Source organism: Arenibacter sp. F26102, assembly GCF_023015865.1.
In the GTDB taxonomy this organism is placed as follows: Bacteria; Bacteroidota; Bacteroidia; order Flavobacteriales; family Flavobacteriaceae; genus Arenibacter.
The window spans coordinates 174,980-193,100 of record NZ_JALKBC010000003.1 but is presented as its reverse complement, the minus strand read 5'-3'; the positions used below and the strand labels follow the sequence as shown (position 1 = coordinate 193,100).

Annotated in this window: 14 protein-coding genes and 1 pseudogene; 10 read left to right on the top strand and 5 right to left on the bottom strand. The window is 38.7% G+C overall.

Going from position 1 to position 18,121, the window contains the following annotated elements; translation table 11 throughout:
* The first annotated feature begins 69 nt into the window (after positions 1-69).
* From glgB to MWU78_RS05025, 4 genes and pseudogenes are all read left to right on the top strand, one after another.
* The gene (glgB, locus tag MWU78_RS05040) at positions 70-1,965 is read left to right on the top strand and encodes a 1,4-alpha-glucan branching protein GlgB (protein ID WP_246995590.1); all 1,896 of its coding nucleotides are present in this window, start codon (positions 70-72) and stop codon (positions 1,963-1,965) included.
* Positions 1,966-2,064: 99 nt separating this feature from the next.
* Positions 2,065-4,464, top strand: coding sequence for a glycoside hydrolase family 31 protein (locus tag MWU78_RS05035; protein WP_246995588.1), 2,400 nt, complete (start codon positions 2,065-2,067; stop codon positions 4,462-4,464).
* 40 nt (positions 4,465-4,504) lie between these two features.
* Positions 4,505-5,314, top strand: a complete 810-nt coding sequence (locus MWU78_RS05030) for a M48 family metallopeptidase (RefSeq protein ID WP_246995586.1) — start codon at positions 4,505-4,507, stop codon at positions 5,312-5,314.
* 73 nt (positions 5,315-5,387) lie between these two features.
* Positions 5,388-6,715 (top strand): annotated as a pseudogene (locus MWU78_RS05025) (MFS transporter).
* A 93-nt stretch (positions 6,716-6,808) separates the two neighbouring features.
* Here the strand turns inward: MWU78_RS05025 and MWU78_RS05020 are convergent.
* Genes MWU78_RS05020 through MWU78_RS05005 form a run of 4 tightly spaced genes read right to left on the bottom strand, consistent with a single transcriptional unit; the run spans position 6,809 to position 9,736 of the window.
* Positions 6,809-7,534: a head GIN domain-containing protein gene (locus MWU78_RS05020; RefSeq protein ID WP_246995584.1), complete on the bottom strand. Its 726-nt coding sequence runs from the start codon at positions 7,532-7,534 to the stop codon at positions 6,809-6,811.
* 16 nt (positions 7,535-7,550) lie between these two features.
* Entirely contained in the window at positions 7,551-8,642 is a 1,092-nt protein-coding gene (locus MWU78_RS05015) for a hypothetical protein (RefSeq protein ID WP_246995582.1), read from the bottom strand.
* Positions 8,623-9,183 carry a hypothetical protein gene (locus MWU78_RS05010; RefSeq protein WP_246995580.1) on the bottom strand — a complete coding sequence of 187 codons (561 nt, stop codon included), beginning with the start codon at positions 9,181-9,183 and terminating at the stop codon, positions 8,623-8,625. The genes MWU78_RS05015 and MWU78_RS05010 overlap by 20 nt, the downstream gene beginning before the upstream one ends.
* Positions 9,173-9,736 carry an RNA polymerase sigma factor gene (locus MWU78_RS05005; protein ID WP_246995578.1) on the bottom strand — a complete coding sequence of 188 codons (564 nt, stop codon included), beginning with the start codon at positions 9,734-9,736 and terminating at the stop codon, positions 9,173-9,175. The genes MWU78_RS05010 and MWU78_RS05005 overlap by 11 nt, the downstream gene beginning before the upstream one ends.
* Positions 9,737-9,986: 250 nt before the next feature.
* On the opposite strand from MWU78_RS05005, the gene lon reads away from it, so the two are divergent.
* Together lon and cmk are read left to right on the top strand one after the other, a co-directional pair.
* A complete protein-coding gene (gene lon, locus MWU78_RS05000) occupies positions 9,987-12,404 on the top strand; it encodes an endopeptidase La (RefSeq protein WP_246995576.1) in 2,418 nt (805 codons plus the stop codon).
* A gap of 214 nt (positions 12,405-12,618) precedes the next feature.
* Positions 12,619-13,311, top strand: a complete 693-nt coding sequence (gene cmk, locus MWU78_RS04995; protein ID WP_246995574.1) for a (d)CMP kinase — start codon at positions 12,619-12,621, stop codon at positions 13,309-13,311.
* Positions 13,312-13,412: 101 nt separating this feature from the next.
* Here cmk and MWU78_RS04990 read toward each other — a convergent pair whose 3' ends face one another.
* Positions 13,413-13,790, bottom strand: coding sequence for a LysM peptidoglycan-binding domain-containing protein (locus tag MWU78_RS04990; protein WP_246995571.1), 378 nt, complete (start codon positions 13,788-13,790; stop codon positions 13,413-13,415).
* A 263-nt stretch (positions 13,791-14,053) separates the two neighbouring features.
* On the opposite strand from MWU78_RS04990, the gene rpsA reads away from it, so the two are divergent.
* The 4 genes from rpsA to MWU78_RS04970 all read left to right on the top strand — a co-directional run bounded on the left by rpsA (position 14,054) and on the right by MWU78_RS04970 (position 17,987).
* Complete coding sequence (gene rpsA / locus MWU78_RS04985) at positions 14,054-15,895, top strand: 30S ribosomal protein S1 (protein ID WP_246995569.1); 1,842 nt, start codon at positions 14,054-14,056, stop codon at positions 15,893-15,895.
* 282 nt (positions 15,896-16,177) lie between these two features.
* On the top strand, positions 16,178-16,717 hold the full coding sequence (gene pyrR / locus MWU78_RS04980; RefSeq protein ID WP_187584900.1) for a bifunctional pyr operon transcriptional regulator/uracil phosphoribosyltransferase PyrR: 540 nt from the start codon (positions 16,178-16,180) through the stop codon (positions 16,715-16,717).
* Positions 16,718-16,720: 3 nt separating this feature from the next.
* A complete protein-coding gene (locus MWU78_RS04975; RefSeq protein ID WP_246995567.1) occupies positions 16,721-17,647 on the top strand; it encodes an aspartate carbamoyltransferase catalytic subunit in 927 nt (308 codons plus the stop codon).
* 7 nt (positions 17,648-17,654) lie between these two features.
* Entirely contained in the window at positions 17,655-17,987 is a 333-nt protein-coding gene (locus MWU78_RS04970) for a ribonuclease Z (RefSeq protein WP_246995565.1), read from the top strand.
* Positions 17,988-18,121 lie beyond the last annotated feature (134 nt).

The window sequence follows — 18,121 nt, the reverse complement described above, 5'->3', positions numbered from 1 at the left end:
TAAAACTTAGAGTTCCTGTATCAAAGATAAGGACCAAAGTTGTCTAATATTGCACTAAATAACGTAATCATGACCAAAGTAGTATCCCATAGTTTATTTACAGATTTTGACATTGATCTTTTTAAGGCGGGTAAACATTTCAAATTATATGAAAAGTTGGGATCTCATCTTATAGAAGTGAACGGAATCAAAGGTACTTATTTTGCTGTTTGGGCCCCGTCGGCGCGGTCCGTTTCGGTGGTGGGGGACTTTAATAATTGGTATGAAGCAGATCATCAGCTCAATGTTCGTTGGGACGGTAGTGGCATCTGGGAAGGATTTGTGCCCGAATTGGGTCAAGGGACTTTATATAAATATATTGTTCATTCCACCAATCACGGGGTAGTAACAGAAAAAGCAGACCCCTTTGCCAGAAGTTGTGAGCACCCTCCAATGACAGCGTCAATTGTTTGGGATGCCAAACACGAATGGAAAGATGAAGCATGGATGAAAACCAGAAAGGACAAAAATGCCCTGGATAAACCATACGCGGTGTATGAAGTGCATTTGGCTTCATGGAAGCGAAAATCCAATAATGATTATCTGACCTATTCCGAATTGGCCAAGGATTTAGTGGAATATGTGAAGGAGATGAATTTTACCCATGTGGAGTTTATGCCAATTATGGAGTATCCTTATGATCCGTCTTGGGGATATCAATTAACAGGTTATTTTGCCCCTACATCTAGATTTGGGAAACCTGAGGGGTTTAAATTATTGGTGGATGCATTGCACCAAAATGGAATTGGGGTTATCTTGGATTGGGTGCCGTCCCATTTTCCGGAAGATGCACACGGTTTGGGATTTTTTGACGGTTCCCACCTTTATGAACACCCTGATTATAGAAGGGGGTATCACCCGGATTGGAAAAGTCTGATATTTAATTACGGTAGAAATGAGGTAAGGGCCTTTTTGATCAGTAATGCTATGTTCTGGTTAGATCAATTCCATGCGGATGCCTTGAGGGTAGACGCGGTAGCGTCCATGTTATATTTGGACTATTCAAGGGATGAAGGTCAGTGGGAGCCCAATATATATGGAAATAATGAGAATTTGGAGGCTATTTCGTTTATAAGGGAACTTAATGAAACAGTTTATTCCAATTTTGAGGGAATACAGATGATTGCAGAAGAATCTACCTCTTTTTCAATGGTGTCCAAACCGGTGAGTATGGGAGGACTTGGCTTCGGAATGAAATGGATGATGGGATGGATGCATGATACGCTGGAATATTTTAAAAAGGAACCTATTTACAGGAAACACCATCAAAATGATCTGACATTTAGTGCCACCTATGCATTTACAGAGAATTTTATGCTGCCATTTTCCCATGATGAAGTTGTTTATGGCAAACAGTCCCTGTTATACAGAATGCCGGGCGATGAATGGCAACAATTTGCCAATTTAAGATTGCTTTTTGGGTATATGTACACCCATCCTGGCGCTAACTTAATTTTCATGGGCGCCGAATTCGGTCAATCTTCCGAATGGAATTTTCAAAAAAGTCTGGACTGGCACTTATTGCAATATGATTTTCACATTGGAATCCAAAATTTGATAAAGGACTTGAACAAACTTTATCAAAAGTATCCTGCCCTTTATGAGAAACAATTTAGCCCTGAAGGATTTCAATGGATAGATTATGGAGATCATGCCAATTCGGTCTTGACCTATATTAGAAAAGGGCTTGATCCCAAGGAAAATATATACATAGCTTGTAATTTTACTCCTGTTCCAAGGGAAAAATATAGAATGGGAATTTCCAAAACAGGTCAATTAAAGGAAATTTTCAATAGTGATGATACAAAATATGGTGGTACTGGAATGAAAAATGGTACGTTAAAAATAAGTAAAACTCCGTGGCACGGATATGATAAGTCCGTTGAAATCACTATTCCACCACTCGGAGTAGTCGTTTTTAAATGATTATGAGGTCTTATAGCGCAATTGATTATAAATGCGACGCATATCATTTCGTTAATTCGGGTGAATGTTCTTTTTTTGTATTCGCAAAAATGACAAACCATGATCACCAATACTGAGCTTGAATACAAGGGGAATTTATACCCCAATACTATTGTCGAGTATCGCAGGGATACTGACAAGTTGTATTTTACTACTTCAAATGGGGTTATTTTAGAGATGACAATTTTACGTGATAGTATATTTAGATTTAGATATGCTACCGAAAATATTTTTGAACCTGATTTCTCCTATTCTATCAGTGAAGATGTAAGTATAGGGTTTAATCACCTTGAGGTAAAGGAGAATACAACAGAGTACCTGGTACATACTGCGAAACTTAGGGTATTGGTCGATAAAAAGACATTAAGGATCCAGATATCGGATTTGGATGGCAATATCATTAATGAGGATGAGCTTGGTTTTCATTGGGAGGAGAATTATGAGTTTGGGGGGAATTCGGTAAAAATGAGTAAGATTACTCAAAATGCCGAAAGTTTCTACGGCTTGGGTGATAAGGCCACACATTCCAACCTAAAAGGTAAGCGTGTTAGTAATTGGGTTACTGACCAGTATGCTTATGGTAAAGATCAAGATCCGTTGTACAAAGCAATCCCCTTCTTTATTGGCTTGCATAATAATAAGTCCTACGGTATTTTCTTTGACAATACTTTTAAAACCAATTTCGATTTTGCGCATGAGCGCAGAAACGTAACCAGCTTTTGGGCAGATGGGGGAGAGATGAACTATTATTTTATCTATGGCCCTCAAATGAGCCAAGTGGTTAAGTCATATACAAATTTAACTGGGACGCCAGAATTGCCGCCGATGTGGGCCATGGGCTACCATCAATCCAAATGGAGCTATTACCCCGAAAGCAATGTAAGGGCCCTGGCCAAGACTTTTAGAAAATTGAGAATTCCTTGTGATGCAATTTATTTGGACATAGATTATATGGACGGATTTAAGTGTTTTACTTGGGACAAATCCCGTTTTCCAAATCCTAAAAAAATGATTTCCGATTTGGATGAAAAGGGATTTAAGACGGTGGTTATGATCGATCCCGGAATTAAGATAGACAAGGATTATTGGGTCTATCAGGAGGGCGTAGAGAATGATTATTTCTGCAAAAGGGCAGATGGTGCTTTTATGAAAGGCAAAGTATGGCCAGGAGAATGCAATTTTCCCGATTTTACCAATCCCAAGGTTAGGGAGTGGTGGGCCGAATTATACAAGGAAATGATGTCCGAAATTGGCGTGCATGCCGTTTGGAACGATATGAATGAGCCGGCCGTTATGGAAGTGCCTACCAAGACGGCGCCTTTGGACACCCGTCATGACTTTGATGGCCATCCCTGTTCGCATAGGAAAGCGCATAATGTTTACGGAATGCAGATGGTTCGAGCTACCTATGAGGGAATAAAAAAATACGTTTATCCTAAGAGACCATTTGTAATTACCAGGGCCGCATTTGCTGGAACCCAAAGATTTTCATCTACATGGACCGGCGATAACGTTGCTACATGGGAACACCTATGGATTGCAAATGTACAGGCCCAACGTATGTGTATGAGCGGATATTCGTTTATAGGTTCGGATATTGGCGGTTTTGCAGAACAGCCCAACGGAGAATTGTTTGCTAGATGGATTCAGTTGGGGGTGTTTCATCCTTTCTGTCGGGTTCATTCCAGTGGTGATCACGGGGATCAAGAGCCTTGGTCCTTTGATGATGAAGTAACCAATATAGTGCGTAAATTTATTGAATTGCGGTATCAATTGTTGCCGTATTTGTATACCATGTTCTACAGGTACTCCAAAGAAGGGGTGCCTATGTTAAAGCCATTGGTGCATTTTGACCAAGAAGATCATCAGACCCATTTTAGAACGGATGAATTTATTTTTGGGGAGCAAATTTTAATATGCCCAGTACAGGAACCCAATGCCCAAGGTCGTAGGATGTACATTCCTAGAGGAACCTGGTATAATTATTGGACTAATGAAGCTGTTGTTGGAGGCATGGAGAAATGGGTGGTAGCCGGATTGGATAAAATTCCGATCTTCATCAAGGAAGGGGCCATGATTCCTAAATATCCGGTTCAGCAATATGTTGGGGAACTGGAAATTAAAGAACTGATTCTGGATGTATATTATAAAAAAGGGGTTGAAACTTCAACCGTTTACGAGGATGGCCAGGACGGATATGATTACAAAAAAGGTAGGTACAGCCTTAGAAACTTTAATTTTAAAGGCAAGGAAAAGGAACTGGTGATCCAACAGTTTAAGGACGGCAGTTTTATTACTTCCTATAATACCTTTAAAATGAATCTTCACGGATTACCCTTTAAAATAAAGCAAATACTGGTAGATAATGAGATTGTCGATTTAAAGGAGGTGAAGTTAAATGGAAATAATAATATTCATTTAAGCAAAGATTTTACTGTATTGCACATTATTGGCGCTTAAAATTTTTGTAATTTTCGATGAATAAATACATAATTCTAAGATGAAAAAAATTGTTTTAATACTAATGGTCTTTCTAGGGGTTTCGGCCTGTAAGACCAATCCCTTTACTGGACAAAAGGTTTTAAATTTTTATCCCAATAGTCAGATTTTTCCAACGGCTTTTGCCCAATATGACCAATTTCTTGGCGAGAACAAAGTAATATCTGGGACCGAGGACGCAAGAATGATTACCAGAACAGGCCAGCGTATTTCAGCTGCCGCCGAACGCTGGTTGACAGCCAACGGTTATCCCGGTTATCTGAAGGATTACAAATGGGAATATAATTTGGTAAATGATGAAACTGTAAATGCTTGGTGTATGCCCGGAGGTAAAATTGTTTTTTACACTGGTATTCTGCCTATATGTAAAGGGGAAACTGGGGTTGCTGTTGTAATGGGGCATGAAGTTGCCCACGCCCTCGCCGATCATGGAGCACAGCGCATGAGTGCCGGTACTTTGCAGCAATTGGGAGCAGTAGCAGGTAATGTGGCAATTCAGGATGAACAAAAAAGAAATATTTTTAACCAGGCTTATGGCATTGGATCCCAAGTGGGGGTTATGCTTCCTTTTAGCCGTAGCCATGAAACGGAAGCCGATAGAATTGGTTTACAAATTATGGCCATTGCCGGTTATAATCCAGATGAGGCTGCGGAACTTTGGGTAAGAATGAAGGCTAATAGTGGAGGTGCTGCACCACCGGAGTTTTTAAGTACACATCCCTCAAATGATACCCGGATTGCCAACCTAAAGCAATGGGCGCCTTTGGCTAAACAAGAAGCCGCTAAATTTGGTGTTACCTCCTTTCAATAGTGGTATTTGGAATAAGAATTATAAAGTAATTTCAATAGCGAAGCTGTTCTTATAGGGACAGCTTTTTTTGTATATGGCTAGAACACTTCCGAAAAAGGGCAGTAATAAATTGTTGAATGCCTGGGCATTTTATGATTGGGCCAATTCAGTTTATAGTCTTGTAATTTCTTCGGCAATATTTCCCATTTTTTATGGAGCCCTGTTTCGGGTGGCCGAAATAGAGAAAGTAGTTGTCTTTGGGGGAGAAATAGCAAGGGCACCCTTGATAAGTTATGTAACCTCGGCAGCATTTTTATTCATTGCCATCATAACGCCTGTTTTGTCCGGTATCTCCGACTATTTAGGAAATAAAAGGCTATTTATGAAATTGTTCTGTTACTTGGGGGCATTTTCCTGTATTGGGCTCTATTGGTTTTCTTTGGACAATATTTATTTTAGTCTAATCTGCTATTTTTTTGGATTGGTCGGTTTTTGGGTGAGTTTTGCCTTTAATAACTCCTATTTGCCCGATGTTGCTTTTCCAGGACAACAAGATCGCATAAGTGCAAAAGGGTTTTCACTGGGATATGCCGGCAGTGTTATTTTGCTGTTGTTTAATTTAGCAATGGTAATGAAACCCAATCTATTTGGTATTGAAACGGATGTAACTGGTGTTGCCGAAATAAAGGCCATGCGGTATTCATTTTTATCGGTGGGTATTTGGTGGATAGGTTTCGCACAGTACACTTTCTATTTTCTTCCAAAGGGGTTTAAAAGGGAAGGGGAAAGGAAGCATATAGTACTAAATGGTTTTAGGGAGCTAAAGGGGGTGTGGCATCAATTAGGAGCTCACAAAAACTGAAGCGATATTTGGGTGCATTTTTTGTTTATAGTATGGCAGTGCAGACCGTTATGCTGATTGCGACCTATTTTGGGGAAGAGGAGATTCAATGGCATTCGGGTTCCGAACGCACAACAGGATTAATTATCAGTATTCTTCTTATTCAGCTAGTTGCAATATTAGGGGCTACCCTTACAGCTAGGGCTTCCGAAGCCTTTGGAAATATTAGAACTCTTATCGCGGTTAATATTCTGTGGGTAATAATTTGTATTTATGCTTATTTTGTAATTACACCATTGGATTTTTATATAGCTGCAGGCTTTGTTGGAGTCGTCATGGGAGGGATTCAGGCACTTTCGCGATCAACATATTCCAAGTTTATTCCAGAAACTATAGATACGGCCTCATTCTTTAGTTTTTATGATGTAGCGGAAAAGATAGGAATTGTAATAGGTACATTTTTATATGGTTTTGCAGCACAGTATTCTGGCAGTATGCGATATGCCATTATTTTATTGGGATTGTTTTTTTTAGTTGGTGCTTATCTTTTGACCAGGGTAAACAAGGTACGGGAGCTTTAAAATCCTATGGTTATTTGCCACCACATTCAGGGGTAAGGTTTCATTTTTGGATGTTTCACGTAAACAAAACCGTGCCTTACAAAATTTTATAAATTAATGTTTGGTGATATCTCCCGAACCGGAAACTTTACTATTTATTTTTTCAGGATTCCCTCGATAATCTATATCACCTGATCCCGATACTTTGGCCTCTATTTTTTTGTTGGCGGTAACCTCAATATTCGCCGAACCGGAGACAGATGCAACTACATTATCTGCAATTAGGTCATAGGCATTGATGTCTCCCGATCCTGAAATAAATACTTCAAAATTGGTGGTAATTCCACTTAAGGCCATATCCCCAGATCCAGACATACTGGCTTTTACCGTAGTGGCATCCAAACGTAGTGTGATATCTCCCGAACCGGACATTGAGGTTTCAAAATAATCTGTTTTTATAGTTTTTTTGCCAACAATATTACCTGATCCAGACAAAGTTAGACTGTTAATGTGCTCTACGGGAATGGTAATGGTAACGTCCTTTTTCCAAAAGGAAGGATTTAGGTTGTATCCTTCCTCCACTTTGATTACTAATTTATTATTTCTTACTTCCGTAGTAATATGATCCAATATATTTTCTTCCCCTACCAAGGTTATTTTGCCTTCACTTCCTTCCACCAGTTCAATATCAAAAGAACCAGAAATTGCAATATGATCGTAATCCGATGTGATTCTTTCTATTGTGGTCACATTTCCATTACCGCTAATTCTTTTATTTTTCTGGGCAGTCAATAAGCCCATGAAAAATAATATGACCAGGATAGTTGTTGATTGTTTCATTTCTATGTTATTAGTGTTATTTTCTTATGAACGATATTCCTCCGTATTCACTAGTTATAGACATTAGATTACCACTATTTTGACTTCCGTGATATCCTTGGTAGTAGCTTGTGTTTGATTTTTCCTTGCTTATGTTTATTTCGAAATCATCTTTCCCGCTTACTCCTGCGTATTCGGTTTCAATTTCAAAATTGAAATGATATTCAGGTGAGTATCCTATCTTAATACCAGTATAATCGCTACTTATTTGGAGATTTTTGGCATCGGTTGCCATTCTGTCTATTTTTACGGACCCGTAGCTCGATTTTATATCTACATTACCATGGATTAGTCCCAATCTTACATTTACATAATCGCCATTGCCCTGTATATTTTTGGCCTCTCCAATTTCCAAATTGCCATAATCGCAAACATAGGTCAGGTCTTTCATTGTTTGGACAGTAGCATTTGTATAGTCTGCAACGATATCCAGGTTCCCTGCCCTTTCAATAGTGAATCCTGAATAGTCAGCGTTGATTTTGCCACTGTTTATATAACCAATGGTAGATTTGGATGTATAGTCGAAGGATAATTGGTTGCTTCTGCCATGCAGTTCCCCAATTTCCAACCTGCCATAATCACAATTGATCTTGGCATGCCCATCTATTCTGTCCAAAATTATGCTCCCGTAATCGTTATTGAGGTTAACGCTGTTTTTCACAGGGATTCTGATCGTATAGTTCACCTGCATATTTACGTTGCTGTTGCTGCCCCAGTTCCAGCCCCAACTATTTCTATCCTTGTTAAAGATGGTTGTAGCGGAAACCAAATTGTTGTTGGCCTCAAAATCAACCGTAATTCCATCAAGCTTACGTTGTACCTTATCCTCATTGTCCCCTGTGGTCTTAATATGCACTTCGATAGTAACCCGGTCTTCGTTCCACGAGGTTATATTTAAACTGCCATAGCTATTGGATATCTTTAATAGTGCATCCAAATTAACTTTGTACTCTTTTTTAATGGTTTTTTCCTTGGTATACTTGCCCCTTGGTGTATCGCTGTTGGAAAATGAGAGAAAGGGAATAATCAATAATATGCCGATTATATACCTAAGCTGTAATGTTTTCATTTTTGTAGTTTTTTAAAGTCTTTATTTCTTTTATTTGCTCCAATACTTCATTTAATAGTCCTATTCTAGTCTGGAAATTGGTAATCATGGCGCTTAATATAAGTTTACTGTTTCCGCCATTTAATAAATCCTGTTCCATTTTTTTGTAATCAGCATCCAGTGTCCTTAGCTGGGTCATGGTATCGGCAATCAACTTCTGTGTTTCAGGAGTACTTTTACTTTGCATTATTTTTACTTGTTCCTCAATTAAACTTGCAAAGTAGTATTCGGTGTTGGTGATTTCCGGTGAAATATTCGAAACCTTTTGTCGCAAGCTCGGGGATGGGTTAAAGAAATTAAATCCAATTGAGAAAAGTAAAAGCAAGGTGGCCGCTATGGATAGGGATTTCCACCATATACCAGTTTTTTTTGTTCTTGTGGCCGCAGCTGATGATGCCTCCAATTTTGATAAAAACCGTTGCCTATGTCCATCCATGGGCTCTTCAATATCGAAGGAACCTTTTAATTCCCTGAACAGATTTTCAATGTGGTCATTTTCCATCGTATACCGTATTTAATTTTTGTCTTAGGCTCTCTTTGGCCCTTGATATCATTGTTCTGCAATTGGCATAACTCAAATTCATTATTTCGCTAATTTCTTCGTAATCATATCCTTCAATTAAATGTAAGGTCAAAGAAATTCTGTAATTGTCTTTTAACAGTTTCATGGTTTCAATCACTTTTTGAGCCTTTAGTTCAATCATACCATAATCTGGGACATATCCATCATTGTCTTCGACCTTGTACATTACATTGCCAAGATCAATTTCTTGGCGCTTTAATCGTTTTCTGTATTGATGAATGCTGTTGTTTATGACTATGCGCTTTAACCATGCCCCAAAAGATACTTCTCCTTTAAAGGTATCCAGTTTGGTAAGTGCGCTTAGCAGTGATTCCTGCATAACATCCTCGGCAATGGCGCTATCTTTTACAATCCTGAAGGAAACATTGTACATTCCCTTGTAATAGCGATTGTAAACTTCCATTTGTGCGTTTCGGTCACCAGTTAAACACAATGGTATTAGTTCATCAATATGTTTCTTTTCTAGGCTCAAAAAGGAATTGGTTTGCTTAATAGATGAAGTAATTTAGGGAATGTTACAGTTTATTTATAAAAAGATTTGTCTTGTTGGCATAAGAATTGCCCATTTAGAGTTAAAAGGAAATACCAAGATCCATAACCTCCTTATTTATAAAGGAATGACGGTGTATATAGGATTGAATATAAATTATTTTTCTGTCTTTAAATGACAGAATGACCGATATAAGAATATGGCTAAAACGAAAAACATAAAATTTGACACTATGTCATTGCATGGGATTGATGAGGAATCTGAATTAATACCCCTGATGACACCAGAGGATGAGGAGGAAATTAATAACGAAAATTTGCCTGAAACCTTGCCTATATTGCCATTGCGCAATACGGTATTGTTTCCTGGCGTGGTTATTCCAATTACAGCTGGAAGGGATAAATCCATTAAATTAATTAAGGATGCCAATAACGGCTCCAAGGTAATTGGTGTAGTTTCCCAAAAGGATGAGGAAACTGAAAATCCAGGGGTAAAGGATATTAACACCCTTGGTACCGTAGCCAGAATATTGAGGGTGCTACAAATGCCCGATGGAAACACTACAGTGATCATTCAGGGTAAGAAGCGTTTTGAAGTGGCAGAAGTGCTTACGGAAAAGCCGTATATCACTGCTACGGTTAGGGAAACAAAGGAAGTAAGACCTGAAAGGGACAACAAGGAATTTAGAGCGATCATAGATTCCATAAAAGAACTTTCCCTTCAGATTATCAGGGATAATCCCAATATCCCAAGTGAGGCCTCGTTTGCAATAAAAAATATTCAGAGCGATTCGTTTTTGATCAATTTTGTTTCCTCCAATCTCAACTTAAGTGTAAAAGATAAGCAGGAGCTTTTGGAAATAGGAAGTTTGCAGGATCGGGCATTGGCAACACTTAGGTATATGAACATTGAGCTTCAGAAGCTGGAACTGAAAAATGACATTCAGTCCAAGGTAAGAACCGACATGGATCAGCAGCAAAGGGAATACTATCTTCATCAACAAATGAAGACTATCCAAGAAGAATTGGGTGGTATTTCCTATGAGGAAGAAGTTGATGAGATGCGGACAAAGGCCAAAAAGAAAAAGTGGAGCAAGGAAGTTGCCGAACATTTTGAAAAGGAATTGGCAAAAATGCAACGGATGAACCCACAAGTTGCCGAGTATTCCATTCAGCGCAATTATTTGGATTTGTTTATAGAATTACCTTGGAACGAATATTCGAAGGATAAATTTGACTTGAAAAGGGCTCAGAAAATATTGGATAGGGATCATTATGGATTGGAAGATGTTAAGAGGAGAATCATCGAATATTTGGCGGTCTTAAAACTGCGTAACGATATGAAATCGCCTATCCTATGTTTGTATGGACCTCCAGGAGTTGGAAAAACTTCTTTGGGGAAATCTGTTGCCGAAGCCTTGGGAAGGGAATATGTTCGAATATCACTTGGGGGTCTAAGGGATGAGGCAGAGATACGTGGCCATCGTAAAACATACATAGGAGCAATGCCGGGCCGAATTATTCAAAGTTTGAAAAAGGCGGGCAAATCCAATCCTGTTTTTATTTTGGATGAAATAGACAAGTTATCCAATAGCCATCAAGGAGATCCGTCTTCGGCTATGTTGGAGGTATTGGATCCGGAACAGAACAATGAGTTTCATGATAATTTCTTGGAAATGGGCTACGACCTATCCAAGGTAATGTTTATAGCTACCGCCAATAGTTTAGGTGAAATTCAGCCTGCCCTAAGGGACCGAATGGAAATAATCCACGTAACGGGGTATACCATTGAAGAAAAGGTAGAAATTGCAAGAAAGCATTTGTTGCCAAAGCAATTGAAGGAACATGGTTTGACTCCGAAAGATTTAAAAATTGGCAAGCCACAATTGGAAAAAATTGTTGAAGGTTATACCAGGGAATCGGGTGTTAGGTCCTTGGAAAAACAAATTGCCAAAATGGTGCGACACGCCGCCAAATCCATTGCCATGGAGGAGGAGTATAATCTTAAGGTGTCCTTTGAGGACGTTGAAAAGGTTTTGGGGCCGGCGCGTATGGAAAGGGATAAATATGAGAATAATGATGTAGCTGGCGTAGTTACTGGGTTGGCATGGACCAGTGTTGGTGGTGATATTCTATTTATTGAATCCATCTTGTCCAAGGGGAAGGGTAATTTAACTATTACCGGTAACCTGGGTACGGTGATGAAGGAATCTGCGACTATAGCCATGGAGTATATTAAATCCAATTCGGACAGGTATGGTTTAGATCCAGAGGTTTTCGATAAATACAATGTGCATATCCACGTTCCGGAAGGGGCTACCCCAAAAGACGGACCTAGTGCAGGTATTACGATGCTAACCTCTTTGGTTTCCCTGTTTACGCAGAAAAAGATCAAAAAGAGCTTGGCCATGACAGGGGAAATAACCCTAAGGGGCAAGGTGCTGCCTGTAGGGGGGATAAAGGAGAAGATTTTAGCTGCCAAGCGAGCAAGAATAAAGGAAATAATACTTTGTGAGGATAATAGGAAAGATATTTTGGAAATAAAGGAGGACTATTTGAAGGGGCTTACCTTCCATTATGTGACCGATATGCAGGAGGTGATAGATATTGCCATCACAAATGAATCTGTCAAAAATTCAAAGCAACTTTAAGCAATTTACCTGGAATGAGTTGACAAAAGGTACCTACCGATTTACTCGGTAGGTACCTTTTTTTATTTTGAGAAGTAACTTAAGTGTATAGGCCTGCTTGAAAAGGCGGTTGGAGTTTGCAAAAAAATCAATTTATTAACTTTGAGGAGTTATCTTGTCAATATTACCCTTATACATACTACGGAATTAAGCAATTCTTGTTATTTTTAGACCCATGGGAAAAATTACTATTGCAATTGATGGATTTTCATCAACAGGAAAGAGCACTATAGCAAAACAGCTGGCAAAAGCACTGGATTATGTTTATGTAGATACTGGCGCCATGTATAGGGCGGTAACACTTTTTGCCATGCGGCAAGGTTTTATTGGCGGTGAAACTGAGGATCTGGAAAGTTTGGGAAATGCACTTTCCGGGATAGATCTTAAGTTTGTCTACAATAAATCCCTTGGATTTTCGGAAATGTATTTGAATGGGGAAAATGTGGAGAAGGAAATTAGGACCTTGCCCGTTTCTCAGCAAGTGAGTAAGATTGCTACCATAGAGAAAGTGCGTTTGAAATTGGTGGCGATGCAGCAGGATATGGGGAAGAAAAAAGGTGTTGTAATGGATGGCAGGGATATTGGTACTGTAGTCTTTCCGGATGCTGAATTCAAAATTTTCATGACCGCATCACCTGAGACAAGGGCCTTTAGAAGATATAAGGAACTTTTGGACAGAGGGGAGAAGGTAGCCTACGAAGATGTGCTTAAGAATGTTCAAACCCGCGATTATATAGATTCACACCGTGAATTTTCACCTTTGAGAAAAGCGGAGGATGCTATAGAATTTGATAATAGTGACATGGGTTTAAAAGAACAATTGGAACGCATATATAATTTTGCACTGCGTAAAATTGAGGGGAAATAGTGCTTTCTTGATCCTGTTAACATTAATTTGGGCGGAGTAAGGAAGGTAATTGTCGATTCGGCCTATCTCCAGACTCCGCCCAAAATTAAATTATTCAGCCTTTAGTTTGGTATTACCAAAACTTGATCTGGATGAATCATATCCGGATTTTTTAGGATATTGGTGTTGGCCTCAAAAATTTTCTTGTACTTCATGGGGTCGCCATAGTATTTTTTGGCAATTTTGCTAAGAGATTCTCCACTTTTTACGGTATGCCGATGGTAAACACTCTCATCAGCAACGGTAATATCGGCTTTGATATCAGAAGGGTTTTCTCCGCCCAATTCTTTGATTTTATCCCACAAAAGGTTCTTTTCGTACTGGGTCGCAGCCTGCCCCTTTATTTTTAGAATACCGGACTCCTCAGTTACATCCCCGCCTTTTATTTTTAATTCCTCACCAAGGTTCAATACAGCTTGATACTTTGTTTTAACACTCATAATAGTAATTATTTAACGGTTAATATTTTACAATCCAATATAGGGAATCTTGGCATGTTTTTTATCAATTTGTACAAAATAGTTAAGTAATTGACACTCATCTCATTTTTAGATTTGTAAAACCATTTTTTAGTTGTATTTTTGCACTCCTTTTTTAGCAAAGTATCAAGAGAAAAAAGGAACGAAAAGAAAATCAATATAACTTCTTCTGTGGTAATTGTTAACTCTTGTAACTCCATGGAATACAAATTTATAATCAGCAAATGGCTGAAGAAAAAACAACGGTTGAGGTAGAGGAAACTACCGAAACTACACAAGAAACAAAAGTAGAGACCCCAGCACAAGATCCAAAAGAGTTTTTGGCTAATTTTGATTGGGACAAGTATGAGCAAGGAATTGAGCGCGTTGATGACACCAAATTAAAGGAATTTGAAGAATTGGTAGCTGAGAACTTTGTAGATACTGCAGACGCAGAAGTAGTACAGGGAACAGTAGTTTACCTAACAGAGCGTGAGGCGATTATTGATATAAACGCTAAATCTGAAGGTGTTATTTCTCTGAACGAATTCCGTTACAATCCTGACCTAAAGGTTGGTGATAAGGTAGAAGTGTTGATCGATATCCGTGAGGATAAAAGTGGACAGTTGGTATTATCCCATAGAAAAGCAAGGACTATCATGGCTTGGGATCGCGTTAATGCGGCCCATGACAAAGAAGAAATTGTTAGCGGTTTTGTTAAGTGCAGAACTAAAGGTGGTATGATTGTGGACGTATTTGGAATTGAGGCATTCTTGCCAGGTTCACAAATAGATGTTAAGCCAATCCGTGATTACGATCAATATGTAAACAAAACTATGGAATTCAAAGTGGTGAAAATAAACCACGAATTCAAAAACGTAGTAGTTTCCCATAAAGCGTTGATCGAGGCTGATATTGAAGAGCAGAAAAAAGAAATCATCGGTCAATTGGAAAAAGGACAGGTATTGGAAGGTGTTGTTAAAAACATTACTTCTTACGGTGTCTTTATTGATCTTGGTGGTGTAGATGGATTGGTGCATATTACCGATCTTTCTTGGAGCAGGATCAACCATCCAAATGAAGTGGTGGAATTGGATCAGAAATTGAATGTTGTTATCCTTGACTTTGATGAGAACAAGTCTAGAATTCAATTAGGACTTAAGCAATTGGAGAAACATCCTTGGGATGCTCTTAGCGAAGACATTAAAATTGGAGACAAAGTTAAAGGTAAGGTAGTTGTTATAGCTGACTACGGTGCATTTATCGAAGTTGCCGAAGGTGTTGAAGGATTGATCCATGTTTCTGAAATGTCTTGGTCTACACATTTACGTTCCGCTCAGGATTTCGTAAAAGTTGGTGATCAGGTGGAAGCTGTAGTATTGACCTTGGATAGGGAAGACCGTAAAATGTCTCTTGGAATTAAGCAATTAACTCCAGACCCATGGACTGATATTACTACCAAATATCCTGTTGGATCTAAGCACAAAGGTATTGTACGTAACTTTACTAATTTTGGAGTGTTTGTTGAATTGGAAGAAGGAATTGACGGATTGATCTATATCTCCGACCTTTCTTGGACCAAGAAAATTAAGCATCCATCAGAGTTTGTAACCGTAGGTGATACTTTGGAAGTTGAGGTATTGGAATTGGATGTTGATGGTCGTAAATTGAGTTTAGGACATAAGCAAACTACAGAGAATCCTTGGGATAAGTACGAAACTGAATTTGCTTTGGACACAGTTCACAAAGGAAGTATAGCTGAAATAGTAGATAAAGGAGCCACTATAGATTTTAACGAAGATATCGTTGCCTTTGTACCATCTCGTCATTTGGAAAAAGAAGATGGCAAGAAATTGGTAAAAGGTGAGGAAGCTGAGTTTAAGATCATTGAATTCAACAAAGAATTCAAAAGAGTTGTAGCCAGTCACACTGCTATCTTTAGAGAAGAGGAACAACGTAATGTAAAAGCGGCTGTTAAGAAAGCTGCAGCATCTGCAGATGAAGCTAAGCCTACTTTAGGTGACGCAAACGAAGCTTTGCAAGCGTTGAAAGATAAAATGGAAGCTAACGATAAGAAGAAAAAGTAAGCTTTTGGATTATTGATATTTTAAAGCCCTGGCATTTGTCAGGGCTTTTTTTTTGGAATTAATTGAATAAAACTTCACTGCCCTAACCACCTTCCCATGTGCACAATTTATCTTAGGGCCAGTATTTAGAGTCAAGTTAAGCTACAACTCCTAGGTAGTCAATGGATTGTACGGTAGTACCAATTCCTTGTTAGGGTATTGAAGAGGTCTTTTGTCTTTATAGCGCCAATATTAAATAGAAATCCCTACTTTTGTAATTCAAAAGCATTGGCCAAATCATCTATGAGTCAAAAAGTATTACTTTCTTCCAAAGAAATAAATATTATCCTGCATCGCTTGGCTTGTCAATTATTAGAAAACCATCTGGATTTTAAAAATACGGTTCTAATAGGTATACAACCTAGGGGTATATTTGTAGCCTCGCGCCTAGCCAAGATTCTTCAGGAGGATTATGGGGTAAAGAAGATCGATTTAGGTTTTCTTGACATTACATTTTATCGTGATGATTTTAGAAGAGGGGAGAAGACCTTGGAGGCCAACAAGACCAAAATCGACTTTCTTGTGGAGGATAGGAAAGTAGTTTTTGTAGACGATGTGCTTTATACTGGAAGAAGTATCAGGGCGGCATTAACGGCTATACAATCTTTTGGTAGACCTTTGGAAATTGAGTTATTAACCCTGATCGACCGCAGATTTAGCCGGCATTTGCCCATACAGCCCAATTATAGGGGAAGACAAGTGGATGCCATTAATGGTGAAAAGGTTAAGGTTATGTGGGAGGAAAATGACGGGGAGGATGTAATATATTTAGTAAAGACATAGCTCATGGGCGAATTAAGTGTAAAACACTTGTTGGGAATAAAGTATCTGAAAGAATCGGATATTCAGCTCATTTTTGAAACTGCAGATCATTTTAAAGAGGTAATCAACCGCTCTATCAAAAAAGTGCCTTCACTTCGCGATATTACCATTGCCAATGTATTTTTCGAAAACAGTACCCGTACTCGGCTTTCCTTTGAACTGGCAGAAAAGAGGTTGTCAGCAGACGTTATAAATTTTTCTGCGGCACAGTCATCAGTGAAGAAAGGGGAAACCTTGATCGATACGGTAAATAATATTCTATCTATGAAGGTGGATATGGTGGTAATGCGCCATCCAAATCCAGGAGCTGGTATATTCCTGTCCAAAAATGTTAAGGCTTCTATCGTAAATGCTGGGGATGGTGCTCACGAGCACCCTACACAAGCCTTGTTGGATTCGTATTCCATACGGGAAAAGTTAGGTGATGTAGCTGGGAAAAATGTCGTTATCGTGGGTGATATCCTTCATTCAAGGGTAGCGCTTTCCAATATTTTTGCCTTACAATTGCAGGGGGCTAATGTAAAAGTTTGTGGACCTAAAACCTTGTTGCCCAAACATATAGAATCCTTGGGGGTTACAGTGGAGACCAATTTACGCAAGGCTTTAAATTGGTGCGATGTTGCCAATATGCTCCGTATTCAGAATGAGCGTCTGGATATCAGTTATTTTCCGACGACTAGGGAATATACCCAGCAGTTTGGGGTCAACAGGGCCTTATTGGATAGTTTGGACAAGGAAATAGTAATTATGCACCCTGGGCCCATTAACCGCGGTGTGGAGATTACCAGTGATGTAGCTGATTCAAAGCAATCCATTATATTGAATCAGGTTGAAAATGGGGTAGCCATACGTATGGCAGTGATTTATTTATTAGCGTCAAAAATTAAATAATTGACTTATGATATTGGATAAAGAAGGAAATGTCACCACTGTTCTGCAAGAGAATATTTCACTGAACAAGTTTATTTCCAATTTTAGGGATATATATCCTAAAATAAAAAACGATCATATTATTATAAATCTCTTTTCCTTTGCAAAACTTACTTCCAATGATGTTTTGGAATTTTTGGAGCTTTCGGATACACATCGAAAAAGCAAAAAATCCTTCGTTTTGGTTACCGAAAAAGTATCCTACGATGAAGTTCCTGATAACATCTGCGTTGTTCCTACCCTTCAAGAGGCGAATGATATTATAGAAATGGAGGAGATTGAAAGGGATTTGGACTTTTAGGAATTTAAAATTTAAAGGGAAAACGGAAGAAAGAATGTAGTTGAAGAAATAACTCAAATTATAAGATTGTTGGATTCAGTTTAAAGATCCGCCAAACTAAATAATGAGAGTGTCATTTTCAATTTTCCAATTTC